This window comes from Tropicimonas aquimaris, from assembly GCF_042676185.1.
Lineage (GTDB): Bacteria > Pseudomonadota > Alphaproteobacteria > Rhodobacterales > Rhodobacteraceae > Tropicimonas > Tropicimonas aquimaris.
In genome coordinates this window covers 105413-126726 of sequence record NZ_JBHTJT010000050.1, presented here as the reverse complement: position 1 = coordinate 126726, position 21314 = coordinate 105413, and the positions used below count along the sequence as shown (strand labels likewise).

Below are 21314 nucleotides of genomic sequence, written 5' to 3'. Positions count from 1 at the left end.
GATGAAACTCATGGTGACGGGCGGGGCGGGGTTCATCGGTTCGGCGGTTGTGCGGCAGGCGATTGCCGAGGGGCACGCGGTCGTCAACCTCGACGCGCTGACCTATGCCGCCTGTCTCGACAACCTTGCCAGCGTGGCGGGTCATCCTGACTATGCCTTCGAGCAAGTCGATATCCGGGAAGGCACGGCGCTGGCCGATGCCTTTGCCCGCCACCGGCCCGACGCGGTGCTGCATCTCGCGGCGGAGAGCCATGTCGACCGGTCGATCGACGGTCCGGCCGATTTCATCGGCACCAACATCACCGGCACCTTCACGCTGCTGGAAGCCGCACGGGGTTATTGGGAGGCGCATGGCGCGCCGGAGAACTTTCGTTTCGTCCATGTCTCCACCGACGAGGTCTTCGGCTCGCTCGGACCGACCGGCGCCTTCAGCGAAACGACGGCCTACGCGCCCAACAGCCCCTATGCGGCGTCGAAGGCGGCCTCGGATCATCTCGTCAGGGCGTGGCACAAGACCTATGGCCTGCCCGTTGTGCTGACCAATTGCTCGAACAATTACGGGCCGTTCCAGTTCCCCGAGAAGCTGATTCCCGTGGTGATCCTCAAGGCGCTGGAAGGCGCGCCGATCCCCGTCTACGGCACCGGCGAGAACGTACGGGACTGGCTGCATGTGGAGGATCACGCCGAGGCCCTGTTGCTGGTCATGCAGCGGGGTCGGGTCGGGCGCAGCTACAACATCGGTGGCAGTGCCGAGGCTCGCAACATCGACCTGGTGGAGACGCTCTGCGCCGTCCTCGACCGGCTCCGACCTGCCGAGCGGCCGTATTCCGAGCTGATCGCCCGCGTGCCCGACAGGCCCGGGCACGACCTCCGGTATGCCATCGACGCGACGCGCATCCGCGAGGAGCTTGGCTGGGCGCCGCGTCACTCGCTCGACAGCGGACTGGAGCAGACGGTGCGCTGGTATCTCGACAACGCGGCGTGGTGGCAGGCGCTTCGCGACAGGCCGGGCGTCGGTGTGCGGTTGGGCGCGGGGACATGAAGCTGCTGGTCTTTGGCCGGTCCGGACAGGTCGGATTGGCGCTGCGCCGGGCGGCGGCCTCGGCGGGGGTGGAGATGGTCGCGCTCGGGCGGGCGGAGGCGGACCTTGCCGAGCCGGGTGCCTGTGCCCGTGCCATAAAGCGCAGCGATGCCGACGTGGTGATCAATGCCGCCGCCTATACCGCCGTAGATCGGGCGGAGGACGAGCCTGAGCTCGCCGGGCGCGTCAATGCACAGGCAGCTGGTGAGATCGCCCATGCCGCAGCGGAACGTGGCCTGCCCCTTCTGCACCTTTCGACGGATTACGTCTTTGACGGGAACGGTGCGCAACCGTGGCGCCCCGTGGATACACCATCGCCGGTCAATGCTTACGGCCGAAGCAAGCTCGACGGTGAGGCCGCGATTGCCGATGTGGGCGGGACTCATGTCATCCTCCGCACAAGCTGGGTCTTTTCGGCTCACGGGACGAATTTCGTCCGAACGATGCTGCGGCTTGCGGAGAGCCGGGCGGAGATCGCGGTCGTTTCCGACCAGATCGGCGGACCGACCTCCGCCGCCGCGCTGGCGGAGGCGCTGCTGACGCTCGCCCGGGCCAGCACGGGTTCGGATTTCCGGAGCGGTGTGCATCACCTGAGCGGGGCGCCCGACACGTCCTGGGCGGGGTTCGCGCGCGAGATCTTTCGCCTGTCTGGCCGTGATGTGAGGGTGCGCGAGATCCCGAGTGCGGAATTCCCGATGCGTGCCCGGCGCCCGCTAAATTCGCGGCTCGATTGCACATCGCTTACCGAAAGCTTCGGCATCGCCCGCCCGGATTGGCGTGACGGGCTGCGAGAGGTGCTGGCGGAAATCGCGATGGGCTAGTCTCCGCTTCACGCGGCGTTTCAACTTGCCGCGAAACCCCTTAGACCGGTTGCGAGGGCCCGGCGCAGCGATGCCGAAGGCCGGGCGGCATCGGGGAGCAGCCAATGAAGACCAAGGGCATCATCCTCGCCGGGGGCACCGGCACGCGGCTCTACCCGATCACGCTCGGCGTCTCCAAGCAGCTGCTGCCGATCTTCGACAAGCCGATGATCTTTTATCCGCTGAGCGTGCTGATGCTGGCAGGCATCCGCGAGATTGCCATCATCACCACGCCGCAGGACCAGCCCCAGTTTCAGAGGCTACTTGGGGACGGGCGGCAGTTCGGGATCGAGATCACCTGGGTCGAGCAGCCCGCGCCGGAGGGATTGGCGCAGGCCTATGTGCTCTGCGAGGATTTCCTCGACGGTGCGCCTTCGGCGATGATCCTCGGCGACAACCTGTTCTTCGGTCACGGCCTGCCGGAGCTTCTGAAATCGGCCATTCAGCGGCAGCGCGGCGGCACCATCTTTGCCTATCGCGTGGCCGATCCTGAGCGCTACGGCGTCGTCCGGTTCGAGGGCAACCGGGCGACCGGCCTGGTCGAGAAGCCGCAGGTGGCGCCCTCGCGCTACGCCGTCACCGGGCTCTACTTCCTCGATGGGGACGCGCCGGCCCGAGCCAGGAACATCCGCCCCTCGGCGCGTGGCGAGCTTGAGATCACCGAACTGCTGGAGACCTACCTCGCCGAAGATGCGCTCGACGTTCAGATCATGGGGCGCGGCTTTGCCTGGCTGGATACCGGAGCCCATGCCTCCCTGCTCGACGCCGGCAATTTCGTGCGCACCCTGACGGAGCGGCAAGGACTGCAGACCGGGTGCCCGGAGGAGATCGCCTGGCAGCAGGGATGGATCGATGACGCCCAGCTTGCCGAGCGCATCCGGTTGTTTTCCCGGACCGCCTATGGCGACTACCTGCGCCAGTTGCTGGAGTGATCCTCGGCGGCGCGATCCTTAACGAAAGATGACCGGACCGGTTGCTGCATCAGGATCTTGTTGAGGCTTCTGATGGATTCTCGGCCTGCTTTCAAAGACGTGCAGGAAGAGCTGCCGACGGCCGGCCCGACGCGGGCCTCCACGACGAGGCAACCCCGATGCCGTCCCCCCGGGGCGAGCGCGGGTGTCTTGGGCGGGCCAACGCGCTCGGCTGGCAACGGAACACAACTGGCATGAAAGGAACCGGCAATGAGCGTTTGGCAGTCTGCCGCACTGGTGACCGAGGCGTTTCCCCACTGGGCCAAGCCCGCAACCCTTGATGTCGCCCCGGGCGGCGGCACGGTGCAGCTCGAGCGCCGCAACGCGGGTGGTGACTGGGAGGGGTTCGAGGTCTTCGACACCTCCGGCGTCTACAAGATCGAGGTCGTCAACAGCCCGGAGATGCGCATCACCGCAACGGCTGACGCGCAGTTCCGCTGGACCTGGAACGGCTGAGACGGGCAGGGCTCGGTTCCCTCACCTCCGGGGCTCTGAGCGTGGCGCCGGTCCGGTTCATCCGGGCCGGCGTTACTCGTTTCAGGAAGTCTCGCCGTCGTGTTCGCGGGCCTCTGCCGCTTCGAGCGCCTTCACTCTCTGCTCAAGTTGGGAGAACCGGGCGTGGATCTCCCGCGCGGGCATGTATTGCGCCGCGCTTTCGTCTGCCAGGAGCTGTTCGAGCGCGGTCCGAAACCCGGGCCCGCCGGTACGGATCTGCGAGATGACATCGCGCACGAGGTCTTCGTGCTCGATCTCGATCCGCAGGTTGATCGCCTTGGTGTTGACCTTGGACTTCGGCATGGGACTGGTCCGCTCGTTGGGGCAAGTCCAATGATCTACGAGGCAAGGTGGCGTTTTGCAACCATCCTGCAATTATCATTGCGCGGTGCAAGGCGACGGATGAAGCCGTACTTCGCGGGGAGATGCCGGTGCCTGCAAGATGGCGACCCCGGCAGGATTCGAACCTGCAACCTGCCCCTTAGGAGGGGGCTGCTCTATCCAGTTGAGCCACGGGGTCGGTGGCCTTTAGGTGCCGGATCATGGGCGTTTGCACAAGACGAAATCGCCGCCAATGCCTCCAGATCAGACCTTGAGCACAAGGTCGGGGCGCATGTGCGACTAAAATCCCCGCCTGCAATGCAGCGCTTTTCCACAGGGAAATTTGGCGCTAACAGATCTGCATGACATACGACGATCAGCGTTCCCCCGATCCCACCCATTCGCCGGGCCGCGGCGAGTCCCGACGCCCCCTGACCCTGCGCGATGTTTCCGAGGCCTCCGGCGTGAGCGAGATGACGGTCAGCCGGGTGCTGCGAAACCGTGGTGACGTGAGTGCCGCGACGCGGGAACGGGTGCTGGCCGCGGCCAAGCGGCTTGGCTACGTGCCCAACAAGATCGCTGGCGCGCTCGCCTCCAGCCGGGTGAACCTCGTCGCCGTCATCATTCCGTCGCTGTCCAACATGGTCTTTCCAGAGGTCGTCAACGGGATCTCCCACGTGCTGGAGGATACCGAGCTTCAGCCGGTGCTCGGGGTGACGCATTACGAGCCGGAGCAGGAGGAGAAGGTCCTCTACGAAATGCTCAGCTGGCGACCTTCCGGGGTTATCATCGCCGGGTTGGAGCGGACCGAGGCGTCCCGCGCGATGCTGAAGAACGCCGGCATCCCGGTGGTCGAGATCATGGATGTCGACGGCGAACCGGTGGATTCGGCGGTGGGGATCTCGCACAAGCGGGCCGGACGCGAGATGGCGCAGGCGATCATCGACGAAGGCTACAAGCGCATCGGCTTCCTCGGCACCAAGATGCCGCGCGACCACCGCGCCCGGAAGCGCTACGAGGGGTTCACCGAGGCGCTCGAAAAGGCCGGGCTGAAGGTCGAGGATCACGAGTATTACGAGGGCGGTTCCGGTTTCGCCAAGGGCCGGGAGATGACCGAGGCGATGCTGTCGCGGTCCCCGGACCTCGATTTCCTCTATTACTCGAACGATCTGATCGGCGCGGGCGGACTGCTTTACTGCCTCGAGAAGGGGATCGACATTCCCGGCCAGATCGGCATGGCGGGCTTCAACAAGGTGGAACTGCTCGACGGCCTGCCGCGCAAGCTCGCGACGATGGATTCCTGCCGGCGCGAGGTCGGGGAAGCCGCGGCGCGGATCATCGCCGAGCGCACAGGCGACAAGGGCGATCCGGACCTCGGCAGCGAGCAGATTGTCCTGATGCCCAAACTCACCTACGGCGACACGCTGCGCCGCGGCTGAGGCCAACTTCATGGACATGGGCCGGGGGATGGAGTTAAACGCGCCCACGTCCGGTCCTGCGTCCGGGCGGCGCAGTGCGAGGCCCCGATGACCGACCTGTCGATCGTGATCCCGATGAAGAACGAGGGCGAGAACATCGCGCCTCTTCTCGACGGAATCGCGGCCGCCTGCGCGGGCGAGGATTACGAGATCATCGTGGTCAACGACGCCTCGACCGACGACACCGCCGAAATCGCGCAGCGGCTGGCCGCGGCAGACGGGCGGATCCGGCTTCTCAGTCACGCCAGCTCGGCCGGTCAGAGCGCCGCCGTCCACAACGGTGTCCGGGCCGCGCGCGGCAAGATCATCTGCACGCTCGACGGCGACGGGCAGAACCCGCCGGAGGAATTGCCGAAGCTCTTCCTGCCGCTAAAGCAGGACAGCACCGGCAAGCTCGGCCTCGTGGCCGGGCAGCGCGTGGCCCGGCAGGACACGTTCAGCAAGAAATGGGGCTCGCGCTTTGCCAACGGGCTTCGGGCGCGGGTGCTGCATGACGGCACGCGCGACACCGGCTGCGGGCTCAAGGGATTCCGGCGCGACGCCTTCCTCGCGCTTCCCTATTTCGACCACATGCACCGCTACCTGCCGGCCCTGTTCAACCGGGACGGCTGGGAAGTGGCGCTGGTCGACGTGAGCCACCGCGAACGCCAGGCCGGGCAGTCGAACTACACCAACTTCCGCCGCGCCATCGTGGGGATCCCGGATCTGCTGGCCGTCGCCTGGCTGATCCGCCGCCGCAAGAAGGCCCAAGCGGTGGAGGCCGGCCCCGTCGCCGAGGAGCACGCCGATGGTTGAGACCGTGTTCAAATGGCTGGCCGTGGACAGCTGGTTCGAATTCTGGTGGGTGATCGTCGGGCTCGGCGGGCAACTGCTCTTTACCGCGCGGTTCCTTGTCCAGTGGATCGCCTCCGAACGGGCCGGCCGCTCTATCGTGCCGCTCGCCTTCTGGTACCTTTCGATCGGGGGCGGTCTCGTGCTTCTGGCCTATGCGCTGTTCCGCAAGGATCCGGTCTTCATCCTCGGCCAGTCCACCGGACTGTTCATCTACAGCCGCAATCTCTGGTTGATCCATGCCGAACGTCGCCGCCAGCCCGAATAGACCCGCCGCAAGCGAGGCCGAAGGCTGGTTCCTGCCCGCCGCGCTGATCGTGCTGGGCGTGACCGCCCTGCGGGTGCTGCTGCTCGGCCTGAACCGGACGGACCTCTTTGTCGACGAGGCACAATACTGGCTCTGGGGCCAGGAGATGGCGCTTGGGTATTATTCCAAGCCGCCGCTGATCGGCTGGGTGATCCGCGCCGCGACCGAGATCGGCGGCTCCGACGCAGCGTTCTGGGTGCGCCTGCCAGCGCCGCTCTTTCATGCCGCCACCGCGCTGATCCTCGGCGCAATCGCGGCCCCGCGTTTCGGTCGGGTGGCGGCGATCTGGGTGGCGGCAAGCTATATTACGTTGCCCATGGTGGTCGTTGGCAGCCTGCTGATCTCCACAGACACGATCATGGTGCCCTTCCTGACGCTGGCGCTCTGGGCCTGGCTGCGCGGACTGGACCGCGGCGGCTCGGTGCTCTGGGCGGCCGTGGCCGGCGCAGCGCTCGGGGTCGCCTTTCTCGCCAAGTACGCCGCGATCTATTACGTGATCTGCGCCGCGCTCGCGGCGCTGGCGATGTGGCAGGGGCGGCCCGGCTGGGCGCCGGCCCTGGCCGGGCTCGCGGCCTTCGCGGTGGTGATCTCTCCCAACGTCTGGTGGAACCTGATGAACGGGCTCAGCACCGTCGAGCACACGCTCGACAATGCCGACTGGGTGCGCGACCCGGGTGAGCGGGCGCAGCTCAATTTCGCAGGGCTGGCGGAGTTCCTGGCCAACCAGTTCATTGTCTTCGGCCCGGTCCTGTTCGGCGCGCTCCTGTGGCTCGCCGCGCGGTTCCGCGGCGCACCGGCCGAGCGGCGCCTGCTGCTCCTCTTCTCGCTGCCGATCCTCGCCATCGTCTGCACCCAGGCGCTGCTGAACGAGGCCTATCCCAACTGGGCGGCGACGGCCTACATCGCGGGGACGCTGATCGTCGTGCCCTGGCTGCTCGGCCAGCACCCCGGGTGGCGGTGGGGCAGCATGGGCTTCCACCTCGTGCTGGCGATCCTGCTGCCGCTGGCCTCGGTCTGGGGCACCGGCTGGCGGGCAGGGCCGGAAGGCAACTTCCTGCTGGAGCGCTATCTCGGCCGGACCGACATGAGCGCCGCGATTCTTGCCGCCGCCGAGGCCGAGGGCGTTGTCGCCGTCGTGGCCGACGATCGGGACATCCTCGCCGGGCTGTTCCACGACGGGCGCGAGAGCACCATGCCGTTCTTTGCGCGCCCGAGGGAGGGACGGGCGCCGAACCACTACGTTCTGAAATACTCCCTGCCCGACAGCGTCGAGGGCGACGTGCTTCTGGTCACCAAGAACGACAAGGTCCGCCTCGACGGCTGCGAGGCGCTTCCGGCGGGCCGGATCGCGCCGACCGACGGCGCCTATGCCCGGCGGCCTCAACAGCTCTTCCTCGTCGATGCCGAGTGCCTGAGGCTGAACCGCTGAAACGCCTTTTGGTCGGAGGTGGGGGCCGCAGCGTGGTGGCGTTGCCGCGTCTTCGCGAAAACCACACAATTTGCGACTCAGTCACGCTCGCCGGTTTGCCATGCCGCGACAACATGTATAGTGACTGCAATGATACGAAAGGCGGGGCAGGGGCCACGAATGCCTGAGCAGCAAAGAAAGATGGCGACCAGAGCAGTCGCTACAGCAATCGCCATATATGGAACGGCGCACCCTCTCGGAGGGATCGCGGAACCGATGGTGACGGACAGCTACAATCTCTACGGCGTGCCGGGCCTGATCGAGATGCCGACGGCCGAGAACGCGGATGACGGCGAGTTCTCGGGCAGCTTCTCCCGCTCCGGCGACCAGACCCGCACCGCGCTGACTTTCCAATTCAGCCCGCGACTGTCGGGCACCTTCCGCTATACCAAGATCCCCGATTACGGTGGCGGAACGGATTACTACGACCGCAACTTCGACTTGCGCTTCCAGTTCCTCGACGAGACGAAATACCTCCCCTCGGTGGCCGTGGGCTTTCAGGACATCGTTGGAACCAGCCTCTACAGCGCCGAATATCTCGTGGCGACCAAGTCGATCGGGGAGCAGCTCCGCTTCACTGCGGGTCTCGGATGGGGCCGGCTCGGCTCCTATGGGTCGTTCGCGGAATTCGGCGACCGTGATTTCGTGGTCCGCGAGGAAGGCGGCGAGTTCAATATCGAGCAATGGTTCTCTGGCCCGGTCGCGCCCTTCGGTGGTGTCGCCTGGTCGCCGACCGACAAGCTGACCTTCAAGGCCGAATATTCCTCCGATGCCTACGAGGTGGAAACCCGGCGCGGGCTTGTCGATTACGACTCGCCTTGGAACTTCGGCGCCGAATACCGCTTCAACGAGGGCGTGAGCGTATCCGTTGCCTCGCTCTACGGCTCGGAGATCGGTGCGCAGGTCAACTTCACCCTCAACCCCAAGCGCCCGCTGCTCGGGCCGGGCAACGAGACCGGTCCCCTGCCGGTGCGTCCGCGCCCCTCGCGCAGCGAAGATCCGGCGGCCTGGGGCCAGGAATGGACGACCGATCCGGCCGACCTCGCGGGCCTCGAAGGCGGGATCGACAAGGCGCTTGCCAACGAGGGCATCAAGCTCCGAGCGATTTCGCTGGAAGGCACCCGCGCCGATGTGCGGATCGAGAACAACCGGTATTATGCCGAGGCCCAGGCGATCGGACGGACCGCGCGGATCCTGACCCGCGCCCTGCCGCCCTCGGTCGAGATACTGACGGTGACGCCAGTCCGGGACGGCGTGCCGGCCTCGCAGATCAGCTTCCGTCGCTCCGATCTCGAGCGGCTGGAGAATGCCTCGTCCGATGCGATCCTGTCCGAAGCCGTCTACTCCGAGGAGATGGTGGGCCTGCCCGATGGCATGGAATTCGTCGACCCGACCTATCCCGAGACCAACTGGTTTCTCGGCACTTACCTCGGCTTCGGTCTGTTCGATCCCGACGAGCCGATCCGCGGCGATTTCGGGATCCGGGTCGGTGGCTCGGTCACGCTGATGCCGGGGGTCGTTGCCTCCGGCTCGGTCAAGTACCGGGTCATCGGCAACACCGAGGAAGCTTCGGCCAAGCAACGCTCAGAGAATGTGCCGGTGGTGCGGACCGACTTTCGTGAGTACGCCCGCGCCACGGACGTCTTCATTGATACGCTGCAGCTGGCCTATTTCGGGCGTCCGGCGCCCGAGCTATACAGCCGCGTGACCGCGGGTGTGCTGGAGCGGATGTACACCGGCGTCTCCACCGAGCTGATGTGGAAGCCGCTCGACGGCCCGCTGGCGATCGGTGGCGAGGTGAACTACGTGGTCAAGCGTGACTACGACGGTGGCTTCGGCTTGCAGGACTACGACGTCGTGACCGGCCACGCCTCGGCCTATTACGATTTCGCCAACGGTTACAACGTGCAGCTGGATGCGGGCCGATATCTCGCCGGCGACTATGGCGGCACGCTGACGCTGGAGCGGCGCTTCGACAACGGGTGGCGCTTCGGGGCCTACGCGACGATGACCGACGTCTCCGCCGAGGATTTCGGCGACGGCTCCTTCGACAAGGGCCTCTACATGCAGGTTCCGCTCGGCTGGGCCACCGGTCAGCCGTCCAAGTCGATCCACAGTTTCTCGATCAGCCCCTTCACCTCCGACGGCGGCCAGAGGGTGCGGGTGGACGACCGGCTCTACGAGCGGGTGCGGCGCTACCACAAGCCCGATATCGAGGGCAGCGGCGGGAGATTCTGGAGATGAGCTTTGCCATTCGTGCCCGAGGCGGCCGGCTCGCCCTGCTGGCTGCGCTCGCCGTGGCGACCGGGCTTGCCGGTTGCGGCAACACGCCGGACAAGGCGCAGGGGTGGGGCGCGCTCTACACCGCCTTCCAGGAGAACCAGGCCGGCCGCGAGGCACGCGCCAAGGCCGACGCCGGCGTCTCGCCGCAGGCCATCCAGGGGGCGCTGCGCTCGGTGAAGGAGCCGCTTATCCTGGCGGTTCTGGAGGAGAGCCAACGCACGGCCCTGCTGGCGGAGTTCGGCCGCAACGGGCCCTATCGCACCTTCCGGACCTCGACCCAGCAGACCATGACGTTCCGGGACGGCATGCTGACCGGCACTCGGGGGCTTGGCTATGACCTCATGTCCTCGGACGCGACAGCCGCCACCGCTATGATCCGCGCCCGCCGTTCGGGCGAGGTCAACCGGGTCTACCGGCACCTGTCCGGCGAGAACCACGAGGTTCCGACCACCATGCGCTGCACCATCGCGTCGGAAGGGGCGGACACCGTGCAGGTTGCTTCGGGGGCCAGTTTCTCCGCGACCCGGATGCGCGAAACCTGCCGCGCTGACGATCTGACCGTCCGCAACACCTATTGGGTGACAGGATCGGGCGACATCGTGCAGTCGATCCAGTGGATCTCTCCGCAAGTCGGCAAGGTGGCGCTGCAAGTCCTGCGAGGCTGACCGTTCCCTGACGGGGCGGTCGGCGCTATGACTTCCTACGTCTGTCTGCTCAGGAGTCTGCCATGACCAGAAGTGCGCTCGTCACCGGTTCGGCCGGGTTCATCGGCTATCATCTCTGCAAGCGGCTGCTGGACGAGGGGTATCGCGTTACCGGCTTCGACGCGATGACCGACTACTACGACGTCTCCCTCAAGGAGCGCCGGCTCGGGCTTCTCCATGCGCACGAGGGCTTCTCCGAGGTGGAGGCGCGCCTGGAGGACCCCGGCCGCCTCGCCGATAGCTTCGCCGCGGACCAACCCGACGTGGTGATCCACCTCGCCGCGCAGGCCGGTGTCCGCTATTCGATCGAGGCGCCCCGCTCCTACGTCGAATCAAACCTCGTCGGCACGTTCGAGTTGCTGGAAGCCGCGCGCGCGACGCCGCCGAAGCACCTGCTGATGGCCTCGACCTCCTCGGTCTACGGCGCGAATCTCGACATGCCCTATGCCGAGACGGACAAGGCCGATCGGCAGATGTCCTTCTACGCCGCCACGAAAAAGGCAAACGAGGCGATGGCGCATTCCTACGCCCATCTCTACGGCATCCCGACGACGATGTTCCGCTTCTTCACGGTCTACGGGCCCTGGGGTCGGCCCGACATGGCGCTTTTCAAGTTCGTGAAGGCGATTCGGGAAGGCCGGCCGATCGACGTCTACAACCACGGCCGCATGAAGCGCGATTTCACCTATGTCGATGACCTTGTGGAGGGAATCGTTCGCCTGATCGACGCTGTTCCCCCGAGCCCCGACGCTCGCGGCGAGGTTCCAGCGTTCGACAGCCTGTCGCCGGTCGCGCCGTGGCGCGTCGTGAACGTCGGGCTGTCCCAGCCGACGGAGCTGGGCGATTTCATTGCCGCCATCGAAAACGCGATGGGCCAGAAGGCGGAGCGGAACCTCATGGAGATGCAGCCGGGCGACGTGCCGGCGACCTGGGCCGATACGCGGCTTTTGACGCATCTCGTTGGCGAGCTGCCGGCGACGCCGCTCGACGAGGGCGTCGGCACCTTCGTCCGCTGGTTCCGGGAAAACTACCAGTAAATCTGCAGATCCTGCGCCCAGCCTGTAAGGCTCAGCAGGTTGTCCTTGGGGCGGGCCCTTGCTGTGCGGTGTCGCACGCTTTCGGCCAGGCGGGGCCGTCGTCTCGCAGATCCAACGGAGGCCAGCCAGAAAAGCAAAAGCGGCCCCGAAGGGCCGCTTTCGTATTCTTCAGATGCCGAGATCGGCGACGGTCTTAGTGGCCGTCGTCGTCGTCGTCGTCATCATCGTCGTCGTTCGCCAGAATGGCGATCAGGGCAGCGCCGCCCAGCAGGGCAGCAGCAGCGCCGTAGCCGCCGAGGCTGCCGACTTCTTCTTCAACGACGAAGGGAGCAGGCTCGATCGCCGGCTCTTCGTAGCCGCCAGCGAAGGACGGAGCGGCCACGGCCACGATCATCGCGGTCGAGATCAGAAACTTCTGCATAACAATGACTCCTGTAGCGCAGACCGAGCGTCATGCCCGGCGTTCTCCTAGGCAACATCGCACAAACGCACAGAAAGGCAAGCGTCCATAACCCACCTCCGCAAAGTTGTGCCAGACTGGCCACGCATAGTTGCAAAAGTGCCCATGTCGTCAGCCCGCGAAGTTTTGAGTCAGGTAAATCTCGCCGCAACGGCCGCCGCGAGCGTCGAATCCTGCGCCGCTTCCGGTCATCCGGGCGCGGCCGTCCATCAGATTTTTCCGATGGGCAGAGGACTTGTACCACAATTGTGCGGCGTATCGGGCAAGCGTGCCGTAGGTGTGGCGACTGATTCGCTTACCGTCCATCGTGGAGAAGCGGCATGAACCGGCATCGTCGATCTTGAAGCGGCCGAACTCGTCCAGCCGGTAGAGCGAGACCCTCGCGATGTTCTCGGACCCCATGCGCAGGTCAATCCCGGTGGAGACGACCCGCTGCTGCGGCGTCTGCTGGCCGCGGCGGTTCGACGTGTGGGTCAGGCGCGAGGCGCTGGCCATCCAGCGCGAATGGCCCACGGCCACCTTGCGCAGGCTCGACGGCGTGGCGAGCGCGGGGCGGCCTTTCGTGCAGCGGATGTAGTTGATCTCGGCCGCGATGGCGGCGTTCAGCCGATTCTGATCGATCCGTGCGGGGTCGATCGGTTGGTTCAGCCCCGAAGGCGCGGTCCTGGTGCAACTGGCGGCATCTGCCCGCGCGACGGGCAGTGACAGGGCCAGTGCGGAAATCAGGCAGAACGCCAGCAATGGGCGCTTTCTGTCGGTGAATGGGCGATGGATCATCGGCGCTCCTCTTCCGATCCTGTTGCAACTGCCTTTCCGGGTAGGCATTTTTGCGAGGTTCCGGCATCGGTCGGCGGCACGAGTGCGCCGCCGCGTTGACAGCCGGCCTTTGATGGCCCATTCGCGTGGCCATAAGTTAGCGTAACGGAGGCGCAAAGATGAAGATTGCCATGATTGGCACCGGATACGTGGGACTCGTGTCCGGAGTATGCTTCTCTGATTTTGGCCACGAAGTTGTTTGTGTCGACAAGAATCCTGCCAAGATCGAGATGTTGGAACGGGGCGAAGTGCCGATCTTCGAGCCCGGTCTCGATCGGCTGATGGAGCGCAATGTCGCTGCCGGCAGGCTGTCCTTCACCGTCAATCTGGCGGAAGCCGTCAAGGGAGCGGAGGCAGTATTCATCGCCGTCGGCACCCCGACCCGGCGCGGTGACGGCCACGCCGACCTGTCTTACGTCTTTGCCGCCGCCGAGGAGATCGCCGGCTGCGTCGGAGACGGCACGGTGATCGTCACCAAGTCGACCGTGCCCGTGGGTACCAACCGCAAGGTTGCCGAGGTCGTGGCCAAGGCCAACCCGTCGCTCAAGTTCGACGTCGCCTCCAACCCGGAATTCCTGCGCGAAGGGGCAGCGATCGACGATTTCATGCGGCCGGACCGCGTGGTCGTGGGCGTCAGTTCCGATCGCGCCCAGGAGCTGATGGGAGAGATCTATCGCCCGCTGTTCCTGCGCGACTTCCCGATCGTCTATACCGACCTCGAGTCGGCCGAGATGATCAAGTACGCGGCCAACGCTTTCCTCGCCACCAAGATCACCTTCATCAACGAGATCGCCGCGCTCTGTGAGCGCGTCGGTGCGGATGTGAAATCGGTGTCCAAGGGCATGGGACTCGACGGCCGCATCGGGAACAAGTTCCTGCATGCCGGGCCGGGCTATGGTGGTTCGTGCTTCCCCAAGGACACAAGTGCCTTGGCCCGGATCGGCCAGGAGCATGCTGTGCCGCAGCAGATCGTCGAGACCGTCATCAAGGTCAACGAAGAGGTCAAGCGGCGCATGCTCGAGAAGTTGCGCGATCTGTGCGGCGGCAGCTTCAACGGCAAGAAGATCACGGTGCTGGGCGTGACCTTCAAACCCAACACCGACGACATGCGCGACGCACCGTCGCTGACCATCGTGCCGGCGCTGATCGGTGGCGGGGCCAAGGTCGCCGTGGTCGACCCGCAGGGACGCCGCGAGGGTGAGGGGATGCTTCCCGGCGTCGAATGGGTCGAGGACCCCTACGAGGCCGCTTCCGGCGCCGACGCACTGGTGATCCTGACCGAGTGGAACGAATTCCGCGCCCTCGATCTTCAGCGTATCGCGGGGGCAATGGCCTCGGCCAAGATGGCGGATCTTCGCAACGTCTACGCGGCCGAGGACGCGAGAGCAGCCGGCTTCGAGGAGTATGTCGCGGTTGGCCGTTGACGCCGATCCCATGCCCGGACGCATCCGTTCGAGCGATGAACGCGCGGGCCACTCGCGCGTTCCACCGGTAAAGCGGGCATTCGATGTCTGCTTTTCCGCCCTGCTTCTGATTCCAGGCCTGCCTCTCATGGCCGTGCTATGGGTGCTGGTCCGGCTGCGGGACGGCAGCCCGGCGATCTATCCCGCGCAACGGATGAAGAGCCCCGAGGGGCTTTTCACTCTGTGGAAGTTCCGCACCATGCAGATCGACCGCTCGGGGCCCGAAGTCGGGGTGTCGGGCGGAGACAAGCAGCACCGCATTACGCCGCTTGGGCGCAAGCTGCGCCGCACGCGGCTCGATGAACTCCCGCAACTGATCAATGTGCTGAAAGGCGACATGTCCTTCGTGGGACCGCGCCCCCCGGCGCGCCGCTATGTGAAGCTGTTCCCTGAGCTATATTCCGAAGTGCTGCGCTGCCGGACCGGAATCACCGGCCTGGCGACCGTGATGTTCCATTCCCACGAGGAGATGCTGCTGCGTGATTGCGCCACCGGCGAAGAAACCGAGGCCGTCTATATTCGTCGTTGCATTCCTCGCAAGGCCCGGCTCGATCTGATCTATCGGCAGAACCAGTCGCTTGGGCTGGACCTCTACCTGATCTACCTCACCGCGGGGAAGCTGCTCCCCCTCCCGGGCCGGCGTCTGAACCGGCTCAAGGCCAAGGCGCGCCGCGTCTGATTGCCACGAACATGCCCGGCTTTATCCGTAACATGGCCTTGGGGCCGTGCAGACTCGCGTCCTCAAGACGTTAATCGCCCGGAAAGCCGTTCCGGGCAGAGTGCCATCAAAGCCGGATAGGGCGCGCATTCCCGCGGGCCGGGGAGTGACCGGCAGCGAGCACGGCCGGCCGGATGCTCATGCACCGCGCCAAACGAACGCCGCTGCAGTTCAGCTGTCTCCTGGGGTGCCGCGTGCCGCTCCCGACCTTCGGCGGCCCCCGGGCCGATGTCAGGAAAGGAACGACGATCGATGCCGCTACCGACACTCAGCAATGGGCGGATCTCCGACCTTCTGCTCTACGGCACCTGGAACGCGCACGGCGGTGACCCGTGGAAATTCGACCTGGACCTCGCTGCCGCGAAAACGCCAGTGATCTATGTCGACTACAGCGGGATGACCAAGGCGGGCCAATGGTTCGCCGAGAAAGCCTTCGATGCCTGGGCCGCCACGACAGGGATCGGGTTTTCAACCAGCACGCCTCCTTCCGGAAAACACGTCCAGATCATCGTCGATGATGAAAAGAGTGGCGCGTCCACCTCTAAGACGGCGTTCGGAGATGGGGAGATCTACCAGGCGCGCGTGAACGTCTCCCGCAGCTGGATTTCGGGTGATGAGTACGAAATGGACGCCTATCCGCTGCGAACCTTCATCCACGAGATCGGACACGGGCTCGGGCTCGGTCATCCCGCCAACTACGGGGCGCAGCCGAACGACGGCGACAATTTCGCCACGGACGCCACCTTTGCCAACGACAGTTGGCAGACAACGATGATGTCCTATTACTCTCAATCCGAGAACACGACGATCTCGGCGACGCGGGCCTATGTGATGACACCCCAGGTCGCCGATCTCATCGCCATGCGTGAACTCTACGGCGCGACCGGAACGCTCCGCACTGGAGATACCACCTACGGTGTCGGCTCGACCGCAGGGGATTACTACGACAATCTCGAAGAAAACTGGGCGTCGATGAGCTACACGATCGTCGATGACGGCGGGGTCGATACGATCGATTTCTCCACAGGCGGCCGCGACTTCCATGTCGATCTGCGGCAGGAAGCCTTCTCGAGCGTCGGCAAGCAGATCGAGAACATGGCCATTGCCCGCGGAACGGTGATCGAGAATTTCCGGGCCGGCAGCGGTGACGACACCGTCGTCGGCAATGGGGCGCGCAACAGGCTGGAGGGCGGCGCTGGGAATGACCGGCTGACGGGCCTCGGCGGGGCGGACACGCTGATCGGCGATCCTGGACGAGACACGCTGATCGGCAGCGGCGGCGGCGACACGCTCCAGGGGGGAAGCGGCTCGGACGTTCTGAAGGGCGGGAGCGGCAATGATCGTCTGACGGGTGACGCAGGCCAGGACCGGCTCTTCGGCGGCACCGGCAACGACCGCCTCTCTGGTGGCGACCGTGACGACCGCATACAGGGCGACGGCGGGAATGACACGCTTGTCGGGAATGCCGGCGCGGACGAACTCGCCGGCGGCAATGGCAACGATACGCTCAATGGCGGGGCGGACAACGATCGTCTGCTCGGTCAGGATGGCACCGACACGATCATCGGCGGCGCCGGGCGGGACAGGCTCCTGGGCGGAGCGGACCGAGACACTCTGCGCGGAGACGCAGGCGTCGACATGCTCTCTGGTGGCACGGGCAACGACAGGCTGTTCGGTGGCGGCGGGACCGACGACCTGAACGGGGGCGATGGGAATGACGTCATCGACGGCGGTGGCGGCAACGACATCTTGTCCGGGGGGCGCGGAGCCGACCGGTTCGTCTTTGCCCCCGGTTCCGGGCGCGACGTGATTGCCGACTGGGGCATCGGGGCGGACGTTCTGGATCTTGCTGCCTGGGGGATCGATACGTTCCGGCAGGTCAAGAACCTCGCGACCCACGTGGAGGACGATCTGGTGCTGGAACTCGGCCCGAAGTCCGAGCTTACACTGGCGGGTGTAACCCTCGACGAAATTCAGGCCGCGGACGTCATCCTGTCTGTCGCCTGACCACACTCGGCAGCGACGATTGGCCTGACGTCAGGGTGTGCTCCACCGCGCGGAGGCGGTTGACCGACCTTGCGCGCTGGCGCTATCTGTGGCCGGACGCAGGACTGCCATCCTGCCAAGAAAAGCTATTCCTGGGGGAAACAGTGCTGACCTTGATGCGGCCCTTGTTGTGTGTCTTGCTGCTCGGGGCCTGTGCGCTGCCGCGCGGCGCTGCGATCGAATCGGAAGTTCTGGCCAGCGCCGACGCCACCAACAGGGACTTCGCGGTCTATTCCGTCACACGCAAGAACCTGTCCGCGATCGCGAACTGGCCGGCGACGGACAACGTGCGTCAATTCGGCTGGCTCCCGAGAACGTCGGGCCCTGCGGACATCCGCATCCAGCCTTTCGACACGCTCGACCTGGTTGTCTGGGACAGCGAGGAGAACTCGCTGATCACCTCTCCGGGCCAGAAGCTGGTCGATGTCGGAAATCTCCGTGTGACCGAATCCGGTCAGGTTTTCATTCCCTATCTCGGGTACGTCAACGTGGCGGGCAAGACACCCGATGGCGCCCGCCAGCAGATCGAACGCGAGATGCTGGCGATCATTCCGTCAGCGCAGGTACAGCTCAACGTCCTTCCCGGCAGCCGCGGGTCCGTGAGCCTCGTCGGCGGGGTGAACCAGCCCGGCGCCATTCCGCTGCCCGATGGCCGCTTCACCGTGCTCAACCTGATCAGCCAGGGCGGCGGCCCCAAGGACTCGCTTCGCAACCCCCAGGTGCGCCTGATTCGCGGTTCAACGACCTATGGCGAGTCGCTCGAAACGCTCGTTGAAAACCCCGCGCAGGACACGGTGCTGCTCGGCGGCGACAAGGTCGCGCTGGTCGATGACGAGCGCTATTTTCGCGCGCTCGGGGCCAGTGGGCTGGAAGAGATCATCTACTTTTCGGAAGACCGCGTGACCACGCTCGACGCGATGTCCCTGATCGGTGGACTGGAGGCGAACCGCGCCAATCCACAAGGTGTTCTGGTGTTGCGCGAATACCCCGGTTCGGCGGTTCGCTCCGACGGTTCCGGCCCCGGCAATACGCGTACGGTTTTCACTCTTGACCTGACGAGCGCAGACGGTCTGTTCAGTGCCGGCCGGTTCCCGGTGTACTCGGGAGATACTGTTCTTGTTACGGAATCTCCGGTCAACGCGGCTCGCACCGTGTTTGGTCTGCTGGGGACCGTGGTGGGAATCACAGATCAATTCGCGCAGTAGGTCCCTGGGCTTTTCAGACATCCCGGCGATTTATTGCCGATGAATCTGAAGTTTGGCTTTTGACAAACGGGTCCATACCTGCGACCTATCGGCGACGGTGCAAAAAACGGGCGAAACAGCAGTGGTGCAAAGAATGAGCGCTGACTGCCTCAATAACCACACCTACGGTTTTTTGTGTTCGAAACGTTTGGTTTAGGCTGAGAGCGGGGGACGCGTGTTTCAGCAATTCCAGAATGACGATGATGCGCTCGAGGCGATTTCGGCGCTCACGCCTTCTATCCTCCCGCGTGTAGAACGTGCCACTGAGGATCGCCTCGGAACCGTGCGTTTGGCGGCGGTTGTCGTGACATTCAATCGACTTCACCAGATTCAACGAACGGTGAGACGACTGCTTGATGAACCCTGCGACAGGATCGTGGTGGTGGACAACGGTTCGTCGGACGGAACTTACGACTGGCTGCGCTCCCTCAACGACCCGCGAGTCCATGCGATCGCGGCGCCCGGCAATCTCGGCGGCGCCGGCGGGTTCGAACTGGGGCTGCGCAAGGCGGTCGAGCTGTTCAACCCCGAATGGCTGGTGATCATGGACGACGACGCGCGTCCGGAGCCCGGCTGCTTCACCCAGTTTCTTGAAAAGGACACGACCGGCTGGGATGCCGTCTCCGCCGCCGTCTACCTCAAGGACGGCCGGATCTGCGAGATGAACCGGCCGACGATCAACCCCTTCTGGCACCTGCCGACCTTCTGCCGCACCGCGGTCAAGTCGCTGGTCGGGAAGTCCCGGGTTGGCTTTCATATTTCCGACGAGGCCTACAAGGCTGGCCCTGTCGAGATCGACGCGACCTCGTTCGTCGGTCTGTTCCTGTCTCGCGAGACCATCCAGAAAGCGGGCTATCCCGACGGGAGCCTGTTCATCTACGGCGACGACGTTCTCTACACGCTCGGGTTGCGGAAATCCGGGATGCGCATCGGCTTCCTGCCGGATCTCAAGTTCGAGCACGATTTCAACCGCACCTACAATGGTGACGCGAGTCTCTGCAATCCGATCTGGAAGGCCTATTACACCGCCCGCAACATGCTGCTGGTGTACCGTTTCGCCGCCGGAATCCTGTTCTGGCCGGCGTTCTTCTTCATCCTGCTGAAGTGGCTGTCCGCTGGGCGCCACTATGGTGAGGTCCGCCGCACCTACTACAAGATGGTATGGCACGGGGTAAAGGATGGCCTGATCGGCAAGCGCAGCCGCCCGCACAGCGAGGTGACCTCGCTCGCCTCCGCGCTCTAGCCCCGGCGCCGGAGGAACGCACCGGGGACGGCCTCAGACAAAGTTGATGTCATCCTCCGTCAAGCCGCCAAGATATGTGCGCTCGATGGTCAAAGTGTTCTGACCGTCCCCACTCATGTCATAGTAGATACTGTTGCCGATTTGGGTTGATGCTGCCTTGAATTCCGCCAGCGAGCGAGCCTCGCCGGTTTGGATGACGAACTCCAGTACATCGTGATTGGCGGCGTTTCTGGCAATCGTGAAATTCACGATCCGATCGTTGCCGAAATCATCTTTGAAAACAAAGGTGTCGGCACCCGCTCCACCGTCCAGAATATCGTCGCCCGTGCCGCCGGACAGGCGGTCGTTTCCGCTGCCGCCGAGGAGCCGGTCTTTCCCCGCGCCGCCGAGGAGCCGGTCTTTCCCCGCGCCGCCGTCCAGATCATCATTGTCCTCGCCGCCCTTCAGAGTGTCTGCGCCGCGGCCGCCTTCGAGACTGTCCCTTCCGTCGCCGCCCAGAACGACATCCTTGCCTCCGCCGCCGGAGAGCCGGTCGTTCTGCGCGTCGCCTTCAATCCGGTCATCGCCTCCACCGCCGTCGATCCTGTCCGAACCGAGGCCGCCGTTGATCCGATCCGCGCCGCCAAAGCCGTTGATCACGTCGACTCGCCCCCGGCCATCGATCACGTCCGCGAAATTGGAGCCGTTGATGGAATCGCCGCGCGCCGTTCCGTCGAGATCATAGGCGACCAGGTCGTCGATGGAGAGCCGCTTGGTGCTGCCGGTGTTGCGATTGGTGATGATCCGGATCTCTTCCACGGACTGCAGTTCGGCAACGAGCGCGCCGGTGTCGGTGTCGAAGGCCTTGATCAACCGGTCGCTGTCCCGCGTCAGCGTCCAGGTCGCGAGCAACTCTCCACGGGTCAGTCCGATCAGTCCCGGCACTTTCGCAATCTCATGCATCTCCAGGACATCGGTGCCGCCACCGCCGTCGAAGCTGAAGACTGACGGCGTCCAGATCAGCTGTACCGTGTCATCGGCCGCGCTGCCGCGAACGTCGAGCGTCCCGCGCACGTTCACGACCAGCCGTTCGAAGCCCTGAAAGGACGCGTCGTAGATCGTGCCGTTCCTGCCGGTCCCGCCGATGTCGAGATCCAAACCGCGGAGCCTGCCGCGCCCGAGGTCCGCCACCACCCGCTCTGCCCCGTAGACCGGATCGCCGTCGTCGAGGATCAGATCGTCGAAACCGCTTCCGCCGCGAAAGATGTTGCTGTCGCCATAGATGCGGGGTGTCGGGTCGACATTGCCTGCGCGGTGGCTGCCAGTGTCGGCGCCGTGGAGCGCCACCACGTCATTCCCGGCGCCGGCCTTCACCACGAGACGGTCGGTCTCGATGTCTTGGGCGAGGTTGATCTGGTCGTTTCCCCGCGTGCCGTTGATCACGGTCATGTCCGGCGATTCCTTCCGCGCGCTCCGTGCCTCAGAAGAGGGCACCAACATTCTTAATCA

20 protein-coding genes and 1 tRNA gene are annotated in these 21314 nt (G+C 65.1%); 16 read left to right on the top strand and 5 right to left on the bottom strand.

All coding sequences use genetic code 11. The annotated features are described in order from the left end of the window. Position 1 precedes the first annotated feature (1 nt). The 4 genes from rfbB to ACFQ2S_RS20980 all read left to right on the top strand — a co-directional run bounded on the left by rfbB (position 2) and on the right by ACFQ2S_RS20980 (position 3368). Positions 2–1042, top strand: a complete 1041-nt coding sequence (gene rfbB, locus ACFQ2S_RS20995; protein ID WP_386077589.1) for a dTDP-glucose 4,6-dehydratase — start codon at positions 2–4, stop codon at positions 1040–1042. Further along, entirely contained in the window at positions 1039–1902 is an 864-nt protein-coding gene (rfbD, locus tag ACFQ2S_RS20990; protein ID WP_386077586.1) for a dTDP-4-dehydrorhamnose reductase, read from the top strand. Before rfbB ends, rfbD begins: the two co-directional genes overlap by 4 nt. A gap of 104 nt (positions 1903–2006) precedes the next feature. Then, positions 2007–2873 carry a glucose-1-phosphate thymidylyltransferase RfbA gene (gene rfbA / locus ACFQ2S_RS20985; RefSeq protein WP_386077584.1) on the top strand — a complete coding sequence of 289 codons (867 nt, stop codon included), beginning with the start codon at positions 2007–2009 and terminating at the stop codon, positions 2871–2873. A gap of 249 nt (positions 2874–3122) precedes the next feature. Continuing rightward, a complete protein-coding gene (locus ACFQ2S_RS20980) occupies positions 3123–3368 on the top strand; it encodes a hypothetical protein (protein ID WP_386077581.1) in 246 nt (81 codons plus the stop codon). An 81-nt stretch (positions 3369–3449) separates the two neighbouring features. Here ACFQ2S_RS20980 and ACFQ2S_RS20975 read toward each other — a convergent pair whose 3' ends face one another. Both ACFQ2S_RS20975 and ACFQ2S_RS20970 read right to left on the bottom strand, forming a co-directional pair. Then, on the bottom strand, positions 3450–3710 hold the full coding sequence (locus tag ACFQ2S_RS20975) for a hypothetical protein (RefSeq protein WP_386077578.1): 261 nt from the start codon (positions 3708–3710) through the stop codon (positions 3450–3452). 140 nt (positions 3711–3850) lie between these two features. Next, positions 3851–3927 (bottom strand) — tRNA-Arg (locus ACFQ2S_RS20970). Positions 3928–4090: 163 nt separating this feature from the next. Here ACFQ2S_RS20970 and ACFQ2S_RS20965 point away from each other — a divergent pair. From ACFQ2S_RS20965 to ACFQ2S_RS20935, 7 genes are all read left to right on the top strand, one after another. Next, positions 4091–5167, top strand: a complete 1077-nt coding sequence (locus ACFQ2S_RS20965; protein WP_386077575.1) for a LacI family DNA-binding transcriptional regulator — start codon at positions 4091–4093, stop codon at positions 5165–5167. A gap of 87 nt (positions 5168–5254) precedes the next feature. Further along, complete coding sequence (locus ACFQ2S_RS20960) at positions 5255–6001, top strand: glycosyltransferase family 2 protein (RefSeq protein WP_386077572.1); 747 nt, start codon at positions 5255–5257, stop codon at positions 5999–6001. After that, positions 5994–6305 carry a lipid-A-disaccharide synthase N-terminal domain-containing protein gene (locus ACFQ2S_RS20955; protein ID WP_386077570.1) on the top strand — a complete coding sequence of 104 codons (312 nt, stop codon included), beginning with the start codon at positions 5994–5996 and terminating at the stop codon, positions 6303–6305. Before ACFQ2S_RS20960 ends, ACFQ2S_RS20955 begins: the two co-directional genes overlap by 8 nt. Beyond that, the gene (locus ACFQ2S_RS20950; protein ID WP_386077567.1) at positions 6277–7773 is read left to right on the top strand and encodes an ArnT family glycosyltransferase; all 1497 of its coding nucleotides are present in this window, start codon (positions 6277–6279) and stop codon (positions 7771–7773) included. The genes ACFQ2S_RS20955 and ACFQ2S_RS20950 overlap by 29 nt, the downstream gene beginning before the upstream one ends. Before the next feature lie 180 nt (positions 7774–7953). Beyond that, positions 7954–10056 (top strand): YjbH domain-containing protein, encoded by a 2103-nt coding sequence (locus tag ACFQ2S_RS20945; RefSeq protein ID WP_386077565.1) that lies wholly within the window; start codon positions 7954–7956, stop codon positions 10054–10056. After that, a complete protein-coding gene (locus tag ACFQ2S_RS20940) occupies positions 10053–10760 on the top strand; it encodes a YjbF family lipoprotein (protein ID WP_386077563.1) in 708 nt (235 codons plus the stop codon). Before ACFQ2S_RS20945 ends, ACFQ2S_RS20940 begins: the two co-directional genes overlap by 4 nt. A 62-nt stretch (positions 10761–10822) precedes the next feature. Continuing rightward, a complete protein-coding gene (locus ACFQ2S_RS20935; protein WP_386077561.1) occupies positions 10823–11836 on the top strand; it encodes an NAD-dependent epimerase/dehydratase family protein in 1014 nt (337 codons plus the stop codon). Positions 11837–12029: 193 nt separating this feature from the next. Here the strand turns inward: ACFQ2S_RS20935 and ACFQ2S_RS20930 are convergent, their stop codons facing one another. Together ACFQ2S_RS20930 and ACFQ2S_RS20925 are read right to left on the bottom strand one after the other, a co-directional pair. Next, on the bottom strand, positions 12030–12257 hold the full coding sequence (locus tag ACFQ2S_RS20930; protein WP_089233823.1) for a hypothetical protein: 228 nt from the start codon (positions 12255–12257) through the stop codon (positions 12030–12032). Positions 12258–12407: 150 nt separating this feature from the next. Further along, positions 12408–13073, bottom strand: a complete 666-nt coding sequence (locus tag ACFQ2S_RS20925) for a CAP domain-containing protein (protein WP_386077558.1) — start codon at positions 13071–13073, stop codon at positions 12408–12410. A 158-nt stretch (positions 13074–13231) separates the two neighbouring features. Between ACFQ2S_RS20925 and ACFQ2S_RS20920 the strand changes: the two genes are divergently transcribed. The 5 genes from ACFQ2S_RS20920 to ACFQ2S_RS20900 all read left to right on the top strand — a co-directional run bounded on the left by ACFQ2S_RS20920 (position 13232) and on the right by ACFQ2S_RS20900 (position 19826). Beyond that, positions 13232–14536: a UDP-glucose dehydrogenase family protein gene (locus ACFQ2S_RS20920; RefSeq protein ID WP_386077556.1), complete on the top strand. Its 1305-nt coding sequence runs from the start codon at positions 13232–13234 to the stop codon at positions 14534–14536. Positions 14537–14546: 10 nt separating this feature from the next. After that, the gene (locus ACFQ2S_RS20915; protein ID WP_386077553.1) at positions 14547–15254 is read left to right on the top strand and encodes a sugar transferase; all 708 of its coding nucleotides are present in this window, start codon (positions 14547–14549) and stop codon (positions 15252–15254) included. Between the two features lie 291 nt (positions 15255–15545). Next, the gene (locus ACFQ2S_RS20910; protein ID WP_386077550.1) at positions 15546–17300 is read left to right on the top strand and encodes a M10 family metallopeptidase C-terminal domain-containing protein; all 1755 of its coding nucleotides are present in this window, start codon (positions 15546–15548) and stop codon (positions 17298–17300) included. A 59-nt stretch (positions 17301–17359) separates the two neighbouring features. Further along, on the top strand, positions 17360–18544 hold the full coding sequence (locus ACFQ2S_RS20905; RefSeq protein WP_386077547.1) for a polysaccharide biosynthesis/export family protein: 1185 nt from the start codon (positions 17360–17362) through the stop codon (positions 18542–18544). A gap of 214 nt (positions 18545–18758) precedes the next feature. After that, positions 18759–19826, top strand: a complete 1068-nt coding sequence (locus ACFQ2S_RS20900) for a glycosyltransferase (RefSeq protein ID WP_386077545.1) — start codon at positions 18759–18761, stop codon at positions 19824–19826. A 33-nt stretch (positions 19827–19859) separates the two neighbouring features. Here the strand turns inward: ACFQ2S_RS20900 and ACFQ2S_RS20895 are convergent, their stop codons facing one another. Beyond that, entirely contained in the window at positions 19860–21254 is a 1395-nt protein-coding gene (locus tag ACFQ2S_RS20895; RefSeq protein ID WP_386077542.1) for a calcium-binding protein, read from the bottom strand. Between the last annotated feature and the right edge of the window lie 60 nt (positions 21255–21314).